The sequence below is a fragment of the Rhizobium leguminosarum bv. trifolii WSM2297 genome (assembly GCF_000271845.1).
On the sequence record NZ_JH719395.1, the window covers coordinates 1479496 to 1494150 of the forward strand.

At 61.9% G+C, this 14655-nt stretch carries 12 protein-coding genes and 1 tRNA gene; 6 read left to right on the forward strand and 7 right to left on the reverse strand.

Annotated elements, in window-relative coordinates; all coding sequences use genetic code 11:
- Positions 1–162 precede the first annotated feature (162 nt).
- Complete coding sequence (locus RLEG4DRAFT_RS22545; RefSeq protein WP_003580198.1) at positions 163–1353, forward strand: TCR/Tet family MFS transporter; 1191 nt, start codon at positions 163–165, stop codon at positions 1351–1353.
- A 313-nt stretch (positions 1354–1666) separates the two neighbouring features.
- Here the strand turns inward: RLEG4DRAFT_RS22545 and RLEG4DRAFT_RS22550 are convergent, their stop codons facing one another.
- The 4 genes from RLEG4DRAFT_RS22550 to RLEG4DRAFT_RS22565 form a co-directional block, all read right to left on the reverse strand.
- Positions 1667–2731, reverse strand: a complete 1065-nt coding sequence (locus RLEG4DRAFT_RS22550; RefSeq protein WP_003580201.1) for a dipeptidase — start codon at positions 2729–2731, stop codon at positions 1667–1669.
- 315 nt (positions 2732–3046) lie between these two features.
- Entirely contained in the window at positions 3047–6442 is a 3396-nt protein-coding gene (locus RLEG4DRAFT_RS22555; RefSeq protein WP_003580202.1) for an acyl-[ACP]--phospholipid O-acyltransferase, read from the reverse strand.
- Positions 6443–6537: 95 nt separating this feature from the next.
- Positions 6538–6819, reverse strand: a complete 282-nt coding sequence (locus tag RLEG4DRAFT_RS22560) for a YiaA/YiaB family inner membrane protein (protein WP_003569708.1) — start codon at positions 6817–6819, stop codon at positions 6538–6540.
- A gap of 49 nt (positions 6820–6868) precedes the next feature.
- Positions 6869–7555, reverse strand: a complete 687-nt coding sequence (locus RLEG4DRAFT_RS22565) for a PspA/IM30 family protein (protein ID WP_003580203.1) — start codon at positions 7553–7555, stop codon at positions 6869–6871.
- 111 nt (positions 7556–7666) lie between these two features.
- Here RLEG4DRAFT_RS22565 and RLEG4DRAFT_RS22570 point away from each other — a divergent pair, with 111 nt between their 5' ends.
- The 4 genes from RLEG4DRAFT_RS22570 to RLEG4DRAFT_RS22585 all read left to right on the forward strand — a co-directional run bounded on the left by RLEG4DRAFT_RS22570 (position 7667) and on the right by RLEG4DRAFT_RS22585 (position 11235).
- Positions 7667–8281, forward strand: coding sequence for a TetR/AcrR family transcriptional regulator (locus RLEG4DRAFT_RS22570; RefSeq protein ID WP_003580204.1), 615 nt, complete (start codon positions 7667–7669; stop codon positions 8279–8281).
- A 494-nt stretch (positions 8282–8775) separates the two neighbouring features.
- On the forward strand, positions 8776–9006 hold the full coding sequence (locus tag RLEG4DRAFT_RS39060) for a helix-turn-helix transcriptional regulator (protein WP_003580205.1): 231 nt from the start codon (positions 8776–8778) through the stop codon (positions 9004–9006).
- Positions 9003–10271, forward strand: a complete 1269-nt coding sequence (locus RLEG4DRAFT_RS22580; RefSeq protein WP_003580206.1) for a type II toxin-antitoxin system HipA family toxin — start codon at positions 9003–9005, stop codon at positions 10269–10271. Before RLEG4DRAFT_RS39060 ends, RLEG4DRAFT_RS22580 begins: the two co-directional genes overlap by 4 nt.
- Positions 10272–10455: 184 nt before the next feature.
- On the forward strand, positions 10456–11235 hold the full coding sequence (locus RLEG4DRAFT_RS22585) for an SDR family NAD(P)-dependent oxidoreductase (protein WP_003580207.1): 780 nt from the start codon (positions 10456–10458) through the stop codon (positions 11233–11235).
- A 67-nt stretch (positions 11236–11302) separates the two neighbouring features.
- Here the strand turns inward: RLEG4DRAFT_RS22585 and RLEG4DRAFT_RS22590 are convergent, their stop codons facing one another.
- Positions 11303–12133, reverse strand: coding sequence for a DUF429 domain-containing protein (locus RLEG4DRAFT_RS22590; RefSeq protein ID WP_003580208.1), 831 nt, complete (start codon positions 12131–12133; stop codon positions 11303–11305).
- Positions 12126–13085 carry a DUF5655 domain-containing protein gene (locus RLEG4DRAFT_RS22595; protein WP_003580210.1) on the reverse strand — a complete coding sequence of 320 codons (960 nt, stop codon included), beginning with the start codon at positions 13083–13085 and terminating at the stop codon, positions 12126–12128. The genes RLEG4DRAFT_RS22590 and RLEG4DRAFT_RS22595 overlap by 8 nt, the downstream gene beginning before the upstream one ends.
- Before the next feature lie 627 nt (positions 13086–13712).
- Here RLEG4DRAFT_RS22595 and RLEG4DRAFT_RS47165 point away from each other — a divergent pair.
- On the forward strand, positions 13713–13976 hold the full coding sequence (locus RLEG4DRAFT_RS47165; RefSeq protein WP_245278014.1) for a Rap1a/Tai family immunity protein: 264 nt from the start codon (positions 13713–13715) through the stop codon (positions 13974–13976).
- Positions 13977–14421: 445 nt separating this feature from the next.
- Here RLEG4DRAFT_RS47165 and RLEG4DRAFT_RS22610 read toward each other — a convergent pair.
- A tRNA-Gln gene (locus RLEG4DRAFT_RS22610) sits at positions 14422–14495 on the reverse strand.
- Between the last annotated feature and the right edge of the window lie 160 nt (positions 14496–14655).

Genomic DNA, 14655 nt, shown 5'->3' on the forward strand with positions numbered 1-14655 from the left:
TCCCGCGTTTTGCCCGGGAAAACTGCGTCCCGCGTTTTGCCCGGGAAAACTGCGAAGCGGCTTTCCCAGGAATGGCTTGAAAGCGGCAGAGCTTTTCCGTGATTCAAAGGAACCGGAAAGGCGCTGCCGGCGCTGCACGCCTGCGTCGACCGGAAACGCGCCATGACCAGATCCCTCATCGTCATCTTCACTGCCATTGTCCTCGATGCCGTCGGCATCGGGCTGATTTTTCCGATCCTGCCGTCGCTGCTGCAGGAGATTACCCATGCCGAAAACGTCGCCCCCACGATCGGCACGATGACCGCGCTCTATGCGGTCATGCAGTTCATCTTCGCGCCGGTGCTCGGGGCGCTGAGCGATCGGCTCGGCCGCCGGCCGGTGCTGTTGATTTCGCTGGCGGGGGCGGCCGTCAACTACCTGTTCCTCGCCTTTGCGCCCAATCTCGCCCTGCTGTTCATCGGCCGGGCGATCGCCGGGCTGACCAGCGCCAATATCGCGGTGGCGACAGCCTATATCACCGACATTTCGCCGGAGGAGAAACGCGCCCGCCGCTTCGGCCTGTTTAACGCCATGTTCGGCCTCGGCTTCATCATCGGCCCGGTGCTCGGCGGCGTGCTCGGCGATTATTGGCTGCGGTTGCCTTTCATCGCGGCCGCCATCCTCAATGGCGCCAACCTGCTGCTCGCCTTGTTCATCCTGCCGGAATCGCGCCCCGGCAGCCGCGAGAGGATCGAGCTTTCGACGCTCAATCCGCTGCGGCCGCTGCGCGCGGTGCTGGAGGTCAAAAGCCTGCTGCCTGTCATCATCCTGTTCTTCATCTTCAGCGCCACCGGCGAGGCCTACGGCACCTGCTGGGCGCTCTGGGGCAGCGACGCCTTCCACTGGAACGGGCTGTCGATCGGCCTTTCGCTCGGCGCCTTCGGCATCTGCCAGGCGCTCGCCCAGGCCTTCCTGCCCGGGCCTGCCGTCAAACTGCTCGGCGAACGCGGGGCGATCCTGACCGGTGTCGGGGGCGTCTGCATCGCCCTCACCGTCATGGCCTTTGCCGATAAGAGCTGGATGATCTTTGCGATCATGCCGGTGTTCACGCTCGGCGGCATCGGCGTGCCGGCGCTGCAGTCGCTGGCGACCCGGCAGGTCGATGAAACCAGCCAAGGCCAGTTCCAGGGCGTGCTGGCCTCAGTCGTCAGCCTCGCCTCGATCATCGCGCCGCTTGCCTTCTCGAGCTTCTATTTCGTCGTCCGCCGGGAGTGGCCGGGCGCCATCTGGCTCTCGGTCGTCGCCGTCTATGCGGTCAGCGTGCCGCTGGTTCTCGACCTCAGGCTGAAGAGGCCGGAGCGGGCTGCGGGCTAGCATGGGTTTCGCTCCGTCCGGGTCAACGCCCGAAGAGGTAGAGGGTGATGCCTTTTAGCCAGCGTGGCGGCGGGGCGCACCCCCCTCTGTCCTGCCGGACATCTCCCCCACAAGGGGGGAGATCGGCAAGAGGCGAACACTTCGTCCCTCTCGATTGATCGACGGATGCAAGCCGTCATTGTTTGGGGAAGCCCGTGCCCCCAGCCGATCTCCCTCCTTGTGGGGGAGATGCCCGGCAGGGCAGAGGGGGGTGGCCACACGACGGCGCTCTCCGAACCCTACGCCGCCTGCGCCGCATTTTTCGAAATCGTCTTCAGGCGGACGTGCTGTTCTTCCAGGTCAGCCCGAACACACGCAGCCAGTTGTCGAAGGCGAATTTCGACAGGGTCTGCCGGTCGAACCCGCTTTTCCGCATCGCTTCGAACAGATGCGGCAAGCCGCTGGCGTCCTTGATCCCGCGGGGGATGACCGCGCCGTCGAAATCCGAGCCGAGGGCGACCCTGTCTTCGCCGACGCGGTTGATGAGATAGTCGATATGGCGAACGACGGTATCGAGCGGGGTGTCGTCAATCAGGTGGCCGTCGGCGCGGATGTCGTTGACGGAAAGGTTGAAGCCGATCACGCCGTCGGTGTCGCGGATGGCGTCGAGCTGCCGGTCGGTGAGATTGCGGGTGGAGGGGCAGATGGCATGGGCGCAGGCGTGGGTGGCCACCAGTGGGGCGTCACTCAAGGCCGCCACATCCCAGAAACCCTTTTCGTTCAGATGCGCAAGGTCGATCATGATCCCGAGCCCATTGCAGGTCCTGACCAATTGCTTGCCGAGATCGGTCAGCCCGGGCCCGGTATCCGGCGACCTCGGAAAGGCGAAGGGAACGCCGTAGCCGAATATATTCGGGCGGCTCCAGACCGGCCCCAGCGATCGGAGGCCGGCCGCATGCAGCGCATGGAGATAGTCGAATTCCCGATCAACCGCCTCGGCCCCTTCCATATGCAGCACGGCGGCAAAGGCGCCTTCGGCCCGCGCCGCCCTGATCTCATCGACATCAATCGCCATGCGCATCTGCCCGCCGGAACGCCGGATCAGACTTTCCAGCGCCAGGCGCTCGGCCTCGATCTGCTGGCGGGCATAAAGCGGATCGACGGTTTCGGCATACATGACCTCATAGCCATCGGCGGTGATGATCAGGTCATTTTCCGGCGGACGCTCCGGTGCTGCATGCAGCGCAAACAACCCGCCGATCAGGCCGCCCTCGCGGGCCCGCGACAGATCGAGATGACCGGTTTCCGACCGCAGCAGAAAGTCGCGGCCGGAGGGCGAGTATTCGGCAATGAATTGAACCGCGTCATTGTGCCCGTCGAAGACATCGATGTCGGCCATGTCGGTCTCCTCCGGGATCGCGAGAGATCAACGTTGCATGGTTGGGGTCGCTTATGCGCGGGCAACATGCGGTAGTTTGCAGGAATAGTCACTGCTGGGGCGTGGAGAGATACCCCCCTCTGCCCTGCCGGGCATCTCCCCCACAAGGAGGGAGATTGGCTGGGCGCACGGGCTTCCCCAAACAATGGCTGCTCGCATTCATATATCACTAGAGAAGGACAAAGCGCGCGCCTCTTGCCGATCTCCCCCCTTGTGGGGGAGATGCCCGGCAGGGCAGAGGGGGGTGCCACACGCCGGCTCCGAACCTATGTTCGCCTACGCCGCCTCCCCCGCCTGCACCGCACTCTCGGCCAACTTGCGCGCCGCCACGAAATCCACCTTGCCGGATCCCAGCACCGGCACCTTGCCGATGTTGACCTCGGCCGGCACCATCATGTCCATGGCGCCCTTGGATTTGGCGTAGGCGAGGAATTCGGCGCGGGTGGCGGTGGGGGCGTCGGTCAGGAGCACCAGGCGTTCGCCCTTCTTGGCGTCGGGCAGCGACGAGACGACCGAGAGCGCGCCGGGCCAGAGTTCGGCGGCCAGCGTCTCGACGGCGGCAAGCGAGATCATTTCGCCGCCGATCTTGGCGAAGCGCTTGGCGCGGCCGCGGATCTTGACGAAACCGTCCTCGTCGATGGTGACGATGTCGCCGGTGTCGTGCCAGCCGTCGGCGAGCGGTTCGAGCACGCCGGGTTTTTCGGCGCGGAGATAACCGGCCATGACATTGGCGCCGCGCACATGCAGGCGGCCGCCTTCATCGATGCCGGGCACCGGTTCGAGCTTCCAGTCCATGCCCGGCAGGATTTTGCCGACAGTGCCCGATTTATTGTACATCGGCGTGTTGATCGAAATGACCGGCGCGGTCTCGGTGACGCCGTAACCTTCGAGAATGCGCAGGCCGAATTTTTCCATATAGGTCTGGCGGGTTGCGGCCTTCACCGGCTCGGCGCCGGAGAAGATGTAGCGGATCGAGCGGAAGTCGTAAGGGTGCGCCGTCCGGGCATAACCGTTGAGGAAGGTGTCGGTGCCGAAGATGATCGTGGCGTTGGAGACATAGATCAGCTCCGGCACGATGCGGTAATGCAGCGGCGACGGATAGAAATAGACCGGCACGCCCGAGATCAGCGGCAGCACGGTGCCGGCGGTCAGCCCGAAGGAATGGAAAACGGGTAAGATGTTGAACACCTTGTCGCCGCTGTGGAAATCGATGCGGGCGGCGGCCTGGGCGGCGTTCGACAGAATGTTGCGGTGGGTCAGCACCACGCCCTTCGGCGTGCCCTCGGAGCCCGAGGTGAAGAGGATGACGGCCGGATCGTCAGCCTGCCGTTTGACCAGCGGCCGCGCCTTCCTGAGAAGCCCGATGAGCTTGTCCTTGAAGGAGACTTCGGCCCTGAGATCATCGAGCCAGACGATCGTCAGCTGCTTCTCCATCTCTGCGATAACTGGGCCGAGCTTGGCCTGGGTGACGAAGGCGCGCGAGGTCAGCACGTGCTTGACCTCGGCGGCCTTGCAGGCGGAGAGGATATTGGCCGCACCGGCGGTGAAGTTCAGCATCGCCGGCACCTTGCCTGATGTCATGACGCCGAGCAGCGTGGCGGCGGCGCCATTGGCATTCGGCAGCATGACGCCGAGGTTCTGCTCGGGAAAGCGGGCGCGGAATTTTGCGCCGAGCACGGCAGCGCCGGTCAACAGCTTGCCATAGGTGAGACTGCCGGTGACCGGATCTTCGACGGCGAGCTTCTTCATGCCGAATTCGTGGCCGGCCTGAATGACCCGGTCGAGAACGGTCGACGAAGTATCGGCGGTCTGGAACAGCAGGTTCGACATCACCTGATAAAGTGCGGCCCCCGCCGCCGTGCGGCGCTTGCGGCCTTTCAGCTCGGCCGGCACTTCGAGCTTCACCGGTTCGAGAATGGTGACCTTGACCTTGGGAAACAGCCGGCGGCGGATCTTGCCGTTATCGAGATAGGAGAGATAGCTCTTCTCCAGCCCGTCGATCTTCACCGGCACCACCATCGAGCCTGTCTTGTCGGCGACCATGGCGGCGCCGTCATAGACCTTCATCAAGGTGCCGGTCACCGTCAGGCGGCCCTCGGGGAAGATGCCGATCGGGTTGCCCTCCTGCACCACCTTGATCAGCGAACGTGTCGCCATAGGCTTGGTCGGGTCGAGCGGCAGGAACTTGCACATTTTCAGGAACGGCCGCACCCACCAGGCCTGGGCGATCTTGTAATCGCCGGCAAAGGTCGGTTCTTCCTCGGTGATGGCAAGCGCCAGGGCGCCATCGAGCAGGCTGACATGGTTCAGCGCAATGATCGGCGCACGGCCGGCCTTCTTGATATTCTCCAGCCCCTCGACCTCGAGCCGCATGAAGGCGCGGAACAGGATCGAGATGAAATCGCGGAAGGGATTGGTCGGCAGCGTCTTCAGCATCAGCCAGGCGACGCCGAAGTTGATGATCCCAAGCCCGATCAGGATTTGCGGAATGGAGGCGCCGAGCGCCTGGACGACGGCGACGATGCCGAGGCCGACAGTGATGAAGAGGGCCGACAGCACGTTGGCGGCACCGATGACGCGGGCGCGGCGGTCCTCATGCGCCCAGGTCTGCAGGGCGGCGAAGGTGGGAACGGCGATGAAGGCGCCCGATATTGCCATGCCGGCGAGATCGATGGCGACGCGGATGGTATTTTCGCCGGCGAAGAAGCCGGTGATCGTCGTCGCATGGCCTGTTGAGGCCAAGCCCCAGAGGTTCCAGGCGAGATCGAGGCTGAAGAGACCGAGCAGCGCCGTGCCGACGGGGGCCGGCAGCAGCACGATGCGGCCGGAGGACATCCAGGCGGCAATCGCCGACCCGACCGCGACGGCGATGGCAAAGACGGTGAGATAGGCGGGAACGACGAGTTCGGAGCCGCCGAGCAGCTCCGTCACCATGGTCGGCAGGATGGAGAGCACGAAGGCGCCGACCAGCCAGAACCAGCAGTTCATCAGCGCCGAGCGCCACAGCCGTTTATCCCTACGGATTTCCATGACCAGCGTGTAGCTGGAGCGGATGACGTTGCGGTCGATCTGCAGATCCGGGGCCTTGGAGCCGGTCGCCGGGATCATCCGGCTGGCAAGCCAGCAGAGCACCGACAGCCCCATCATCATCGAGCCGAACAGCAAGACATTGTCGCCGCTGGAGAAGGCGAGGGCGGCGATGATCGTGCCGGCGAGGATGGCGATGAAGGTGCCGCCCTCGATCCAGGCATTGGCCTTCGGCAGGTCGCGGCGGTCGAGATGATCGGGCAGGATGCCGTATTTGATCGGCCCGAACAGCGCCGAGACGACGCCGAAGCCGAAGAGTGCCGCCATCAGCACGAAGATCGAGGAGAAGGCGAGACCAACGACGGCAAGTGCGGCAATGCCGATCTCGCAGCGTTTCAACAGCTCGGCGATTTTGGCCTTGTCGTGTTTGTCGGCCAGTTCGCCGCCGAGCGCCGAAAGCAGCAGGAAGGGCACGATGAGGATGACGCCGGCAAGCGTCACCAGGGCAGCCCCTTCGCTGGCCGACATCTTGAAGAGAATGAGGAACACCAAAGTGTTCTTCAGAAAATTGTCGTTGAAGGCCGTGAGGAACTGGGTCCAGAACAGCGGCGCGAATTTCCTTGACGTCATCAGCTTGTGTTGCACGGGCACATTCCCTCTTTTCGGCAGGCAGAGAAGGCCACAGAGTTGTTACGCATTGGTTGAATGCCTTAACAACTCTGCGCTGTGGTTAACGAAGATCAATCTTCATCGCTACGATTGAATTTGACCAGCAGCTTTTCGGTGCGGGCATCCTCGACCTTGCGGATCAGCTTCTCGGATTCGGCATTGTCGCGCAGCGTCTTGGTGATGTTCACCGTCGTCTGCACCAGCATCAATATGCCCATGGCGAGATAACCTTTGCCCCAGAGATCGAGCGGCATCATGTAGAGGCCGAGCGCCAGCATGAAGGCGGCCGAGCCGAAGGAGATGTAGGAGAAGCTGACCCAGCTGGCGGAATGTTTCTGGAAACTGTCGTTCATTTGAGTGGTCCCTATGGTTCGATGGATGGATGGTTCGGTGGAAAAGATATCAGGCGGCGGAATTGATGCGGCTCTTCAGCCGGGCGAGCACATCATCGGCCGATGAGGTGAGCGGCGCGCCGCAGCCGGCATTGGCAAGCTTTTCGATGATGCCGGCCGGCCGGGTGGCGCTTTCCATGTCCTTCAGCGCCGCGGCCGTCAGCTCGTTCTGGCCCTGGCGCAGACGCAGGCGCGCCAGCGTCTCCTCGGCATCGTCGAGTGTGGCCAGGCCGGGGCCGGCCACCGTGATATCGAGCTTCTGCGCCTCCTGCGTGGCGCGCGCCAGCCGCTCGCCGCGCTGCAGCTCCTGCAGCCGCACTTCTGCAGCCCGGACGATGCCCTTCAGCTTGTCGATCGCCTGGGTGAACTGAGCTTGCGCCTTGACCGAGGCATCACGCTCGGCTTCGAGAAAGGCGATCGCTTCGGCCGCTTCCCGCGCCAGGCCTTCATTGCCCTTGGTGAGCGCCGCGATGGCGCGGACCTCGAGATCGGCGATGCGGGCAACGATCGTTGCATGCTGCCCCTTCTCCTGCTCGTTCTGGGCGATGGCGACGGCGACGCTGCGGCGCGCCGACTGGATCTGTTGGGCGGCATCGCGGATCTGCTGGGCAAGCAGCGGCACGGCGTTGCGATCGGCAAAGGCCTGCTCGGCGTCACGCGCCCTGCCCCGCAATAATGTCGAAATCAATTTGAACATTTTGTTCCTCCGGTTTATGAACGTTGTTCACGAGATGAGTTATGGCAGAATCGTGAACGTTGTTCAAGAATAATTTTGAACGACGTTCAAAAAATCGAAGGGAAATGGTTAATGGCCGGTCGACGCGAAGAAAAACGCGAGGATCTGAAGGCCCGGTTGATCGAGGCGGCGCGCGAACGCATCGCCCGCGACGGGCTGACCAATCTGCGCGCCCGCGACATCACCCAGGACGCCGGCTGCGCGCTCGGCGGCCTCTACACCGTCTTTTCAGACCTCGCCGAACTGATCATCCACGTCAACTCGGCGACGCTGAAGGCGCTGGAGACCAAGCTGACCCTGCCCGAGGCCAGGGATAAAAGCCCGACCGACCGCCTGCGCAACCTCGCCCAGGGCTACCTCGCCTTCGCCGTCGAACACCGCAATCTCTGGAAAGCGCTGTTCGACCACTTCCCCCCCGACACCAGCCCGACGCCGCAATGGCACCTCGACGAACACCTCTTCCTGATGGACGTGATCGCCGAGCCGCTGGCCGAACTGCAACCCGACATGCCCGCAGAAGACCGCGCCATCCGCGCCCGCACCCTGTTCGGCGCCGTCCACGGGGTGGTCAGCATCAGCCTCGAAGGCCGCTTCGTCGGCCTGCCGCTGGAGCGGCTGGCACGCGAGGTGGACGAGCTGGTGCAGACGATTGCGGCTGGGGCGGAGCGGCGGCGGCAGGGCATGTGAGGTGGCGGCGGTGAAATGGCGAGGTGGAGCGGCGCAGCCTGACGACGTTGCCGTTTTAGGCGCACCGCCATCACACACTCCGTCATCCTAGGCCTTGAGCCTAGGATCCATTCCCGCTGCCAATGGATACGGCGTGGATCTCACTCAAACCATTGAAATTACCCCCCAAAAGCCCCTCATCCGCCTGCCGGCACCTTCTCCCCGCGCGCGGGGCGAAGGGATATGCCGCGCCCTCGCAGTTCCTCGCCAACGTCCCGCATGGCACGTCCCCTCGCCCCGCGAGCGGGGAGAGGGTTAGGGTGAGGGGCAAGCATCCGCACAATGGACAACCGTAAATTCCTCCCGACGACAGACCTGCGAAGCGCACCAACCATTTTACCGAACGGGAAATTTCACGTCCTCACCCCCTTCCAACCCTCCCGATAATCCCGATCGGTAAATTTCCTTGGACGAAAGCCGGAAATCGACTATATTTTCCCGATCGGGAAAATCACATGCCAGAACATATCAAAACTCCAGCCGATATCGGCGCCCTGGTTCGAAGCACCCGCAAGGAGCAAAACCTGCGGCAGGATGAGCTTGCCGGCGTTGCCGGGGTCGGGCTTCGTTTTATCGTCGACCTCGAAGCCGGCAAGCCCACGGCCCAGATCGGTAAAGTCCTGCAGGTTCTGCAAACGCTCGGCTGCTCCATCGACATTCTGGCTCCCGGCGAGCGCAGGCCATGACAGCAAGGCTTCTCAACGTCTGGTGGGACGGCCGTATCGCCGGTCAATTCATGCAGGACAGACACGGCGATATCGGCTTTGTCTATGCGCGAGCCTGGCTTGACGATGACAAAACGCTGCCGCTCTCCGCCTCTCTGCCGAAACGAGCGGAGCGATTTTCCCGCCGGGAATGCCGGCCGTTTTTCGCCGGCCTGTTGCCTGAGGAAAACCAACGGATAGCCGCCGCGCAGGCCCTGGGCGTTTCTCCGGCCAATGACTTTGCGCTTCTCGATCACCTGGGCGGTGATGTCGCCGGTGCGCTGCAGTTGCTTGCCGAAGGCCAACTCCCCGCGCAGACAGGGCCGATTGCCAATCGCCAGCCGGCGCCCTTGGACGAAGCCGGTATCGTCCGCGTGTTGGAGGCACTGCCCATGCGGCCACTCCTTGCCGGCGAGGAAGGCCTGAGACTGTCGCTTGCCGGCGCGCAATCCAAACTGCCGGTTGTGCTGGTCGATGGCCGGATCGAGCTTCCGCTGCCCGGCCAGGCCACAACCCATATTCTGAAGCCGCCGATCGCCCGCTTCAAGGCGACGACGGAGAACGAAGCTTTCGTGATGAGGCTTGCGGCCGCCATCGATCTCGATGTCGCAGCCGTCGAACCGCGCTATGTGCAGGAGCGCCCGTTTCTTCTGGTCGAACGATATGACCGCCTTCGCGATGCCGTCGGCCTGGTTCGCCGCATTCATCAGGAAGATTTCTGCCAGGCGCTCGGCGTGCCGCCGGAAACGAAATATGCGAGCGAAGGCGGGCCGACCTTCAAGGATTGTTTCGAATTGCTGAGACGGATTTCGGCAAGACCGGCCGTCGATGTGCTGAAGCTGCTGGACGCCGCGATCTTCAACCTGATCGCCGGAAATGCCGATGCCCACGGCAAGAATTTCTCCATCCTTTACGATAGCCAAGGGCCACGGCTGGCAAAACTCTATGACCTGCTCTCCACCGTGATCTATCCGGAGCTATCGCTAAAGCTGGCAATGCGGATCGGTAAACGCGCTACGCTCGCCGAGATGGATGCCGAGGGCTGGCAGGCTTTTGCGGGAGAAGCCGGCATCGGCACTCCACTGCTGCGCCGCCGCGTGAACGAAGTTTGCGACAAGGTGATAACGCTGACCGGCAAGGTCGCGGACGAGCTTGCCGACGGATCGCCCGATCGAGACCCAATCGATGAGATTGCCGGTTTGATAACAGGCCGGGCCGCGGCCGCCGGTTTGACTCTCAAAGCCTAGACCATTGCGGCGCGCAGGCCGACTATGGGATGACGGAGCGGGCGGCCGCGCACTCCGGCGGGACTTGCTCCAGCATCTCGCCTCAGCCAATCGCGCCTCCCCACTCTCCGTCCTCCCAGGGCTTGACCCGAGCACCCCTAGCCAAGCACTCTGTGGCAACCACGCCCCCGCGAAAGGAACCACCATGAGCCGCATCTTCATCACCGGTTCCACCGATGGCCTCGGCCTCGCCGCCGCCCGCACCCTTATCAGCGAAGGCCACGAGGTCGTGCTGCACGCCCGCTCCCGCGAACGCGCCACCGCCCTATCAGAGATTTCACCCACCGCCCTCGGCATCGTCATCGGCGATCTCGCCAGCGCCACCGAGGTTCACTCGATCGCCGAGCAGGTCAACGCCATCGGCCGCATGGACGCCGTCATCCACAATGCCGGCATCTACCTCGAGCGCAGCCGCGGCGAAACGCCTGAAGGCCACGCCAAGACGCTGGCCGTCAACACGCTCGCCCCCTATCTCCTCACCGCCTGGATCACCCGGCCCGACCGCCGGATCTATCTCACCAGCGGCATGCACCGCAGCGGCAGCAGCGCCCTTGACGATATCGACTGGAAGAAGCGGCCATGGCGCGCCAGCCAGGCCTATTCGGAAAGCAAGCTCTACATCGCCACCCTCGCCGCCGCCATCGCCCGCCACTGGCCGGATGTGCTGAGCAATTCAGTCGACCCCGGCTGGGTGCCGACCAAAATGGGCGGCGCCGGCGCGCCCGATGACCTGGAGATGGGGCATCTGACGCAGACGTGGCTGGCGACGAGTGAGGACGAAGCCGCCAAGGTCAGCGGCGGGTATTGGTACCATCGGCAGCAGCGGGAGGCGGCGGCGGAGGTTGGCGATCCCGGGTTTCAGGATGTGCTGTTGGAGAAGCTGGCGGAGTTGACGGGCGTTCGGTTGTTTGCAGCGCGCCGTTGAGGCGCGTTCTCACAACGAGCCGTCCACCCAGGCTCAGCGGGAGTGGCCGGTGCGTACCAGCAACGCACTATCTAATCGGCACATCCCTTTTCCTTGCAGCGGTGACTAGCCGCTCATGGATGCCGTTTATCGCCGGGGCGATCATGTAGCCATTGTCCAGGTCGCCAATCATGACAGATTGCTCGCGCGGTGCCACCAGCCAATGCAAGCCAATGAGGCCACAGATCATTGCGTCAATCTTGTCCTGGTCGGCTTTCCTCGGCGTCATGTTAGCCGACACATCCGAACACCAGAGTTCTAGCTGCTCTAAAGTTCTGAGCGATCCGAATGTCCGGATTGTCTCCGCCACGGAATGCCAATGCTCCAATCTAAACATTCTATGGTTGGCCGGATTGTATTTTGGAGCCCCAAGACGCTGGCAGTAAGCGCTCTCGATAGCAACCAGTGCTAGAGCGGGAAATACCTCAATCAGAAAGAGCCCGGCCGATGCGGTCCGTGCGGCTTCTGGATCCTCAGTGGCTCCGAGTGACTGCTTGAAGCTCCAGATCGGTGCGGCATCATCGAACATGCCAAGCTTCGATCTGTTGGCTGGCTGAACACCACCGCCCACCCAGGAGATGAGCGCCCCTGCAACCTTGTCGACCGGGCGCGAGCCACTGAGGTTCGGAACGATTGTTGGCTGATCAAGCGCGACGAGACATTTGCTCACCTCAAGCCTTTCGGCTCGAATAAGTGCTGCGGCTTCACTGAATGAGGCCAACCTCGGCTCCACGTGCAATCGCGCACCGTGCGAATCAAGTCGGACGACACAGATAGCACCTGGCGCCTTAGGATTGTCCGTCCACGCTGAGTCGAAACCAACAACAGATATAGTTGCGGCGCTCCCTTGGTCACCCACCCTCGTAAGCCCGAACCAGTAGTGGCTGTGCCCTCTCGAAATCCGCCATCGACTTCAGCGTTACCTGCAGATCACCAGTGCCAAAGTGGCCGACATTGCTGACGTCGCGCGTAAAGCCGCTTTCAAGCGCCAAGGTGGTTGGATCGAGCTTAAGGAAAAGCATCACAGTCCGCGCCTGGGGATAGATCTCCATGCAGACGAAGTTCTTCAGCCGCTTAAATGCTGTGTAGAGCTTCAATTCCTTTACCTGCACATCATCCCCCAACCCGATCAGGAACTGGTAAACAGCGTCATAGATATCTCGAAGGTCTGCCGACGACTGCGATAGGCGGTAGCTCATCCTTTGGCTGAGATAGGGGTCGTTTTCCTGACTGGTGTCGGCTGTGGGTTGCAGGGAACTTGGACTTTTCACCTCGACTACCACCTTAGGACCATTGAGTTTACTGGTCTTCGGCACGTGCACTAGTTCCAGCATCAACAGATCCTCACCGAACCGCCGGTAGCGGATCAGCTCGATGTTTCGGGCGATCTGCTTGACGGCGTGCTCGTCATAGCGCGTGAAGTCCCCGGCGATGCAGAGCAGTCGCGGAGCAGACCAATCGACGGAATTGGCCACGTCCTGGCCAAGGCGCTCCATCACCATCCATTGGAATTCCTTGCGGTGATCCAGCAGCCAGTCGAGATAGAACAGGCCCTGGTTGATGACGTTCTCGTTTATCGATCGCTTGTATTCGATAATGACCGGCGAGTTGTCCTCGTCCAGGCCGAGCGTGTCGATCCTTCCGCCGTGCACGGGGCCGGTCGAGTGCTCGGTCGCCAGGAAGCGGATGCCGAGCAGCGCCTCGAGATTGGCCTCGAACAGAACCTGCAGGGATTTCTCGACCTGCATGGCGCTGCCCGGCAGCTCGCTCACCTGCGCGCCGCCGAAATGAAAGAGTTTGATATCGCTCAATATTCGCCCCAAGCGTGACCGCAGATTGTGCTGAAATTTCTATTCGCTTTATCGCCCTTGTCCAGATAATTTGCCGGCGAGCGCCGATTTGCGAGGATCGGCCGGCGACGAGCGATGATGGCCCCCAAGGTCAGCGGCGGTTATCGGTACCATCGGCAGCAGCGGGAGGCGGCGGAAGTGAATGATACATTTCCCTGCAAAGAGACGCTGAACACTGTTCGTCAGGGCGCCACTATCACGGTTGCCCCTATAGCAGCGAGCGCTAGCACAGCCGCAACTATTCCGGCCCAGGCTGCGACCTTCGCCCACCTAAGCATGACCTTTCCGAACTCCGTGTTGCGTCGTGCGATCTCGCCCCGCGCTTTCATCGCTTCCGGCTTACTGACAGTGCAAAGGCTTTCGTTGAGGACGCACGGCTTGCTGTAAGCGGCGACAGTTCCAGCCTGGACGATCAAGAGCGGATCTTCTTAAGCAGCGCAAATGAGTTTTGGCGCATGGCATTGCTCGGCGAGCGCTACGACGAATGGGAAATGACCAATTGACCGGGAGGGCGACTTGCGGAGGCTACTATTCCTTGTCGTGACGGGGCTGGCTCTGTGTGTGGGGAAGGTGCAAGCTCAACAGGAAATGCACCCCTCGGCGCTCTATCTGCTTGGACTTTGCGAGGGTAAGGAAGACGTTGCCCTTGCTTACATCATAGGTTGGACCGATAGGCAGCAACATGATGCCGACAGCGGTGACATCTGCTTTCCGAACGGCATGCGGCCGCAATGGGCGCGCGACATTCTTTGCGAATACATGACCGCCCACGCGAAAAACCTGACACTGAACATGGACGCGGACAAGGCTATGTGGTCTGCGATGCATGAGACTTGGCCGTGCAATAAGTGATAGCGAAAGGTTATTGATTTGGCAGAAAGCGAGAACAAAATAGGAGCAAATTCAAGATCGCTGGAATGAAATCCTATTCCTCTGGAGTTCCATGAATCACCGTCGCGACACCGATTTACGCGCACCTTTCACGCCGGCGGGCTTTTATGAGCGTGGCGGAAACCAAATGCACCCCCGTGAGGGCGCTAAGTGAATGGGAGGTGCTTGGCGCGAGATGCTGTGCATGTGGCCGTCTTACGTGAGTCGACAAGAGCGCGATCTTACGGGAATGCGGAGATAGCTATCTCTTAAATCTTCGCAGGGCTCCGTTGCCGATCCTGCAACCGGGAAGGCAACAGGGTGCTTATAGGATTATGCCGCCTCGATACGGAATATGCACCGGAAACTGTTACGGCTAGCTTTTTCTAACATCCTAAGCGGTTGATTTAACTAATAAAACAAGAAATGGCTGGGGCGCCTGGATTCGAACCAGGGATGACGGTACCAAAAACCGTTGCCTTACCGCTTGGCGACGCCCCAACAGAGCTTTCGGCGGAAACCGCCTGCTCAAATCGACGCCTGATTAGCAAAGCTCTTCGCCTGTCACAATGACTAAGTTTAACCGCGAGCAGATTTATGCGCTGCAGAGCGCGGTGGGCCGTGCTAGGAATTGGCGGTGTCATCGGCCCGAGATCATCGC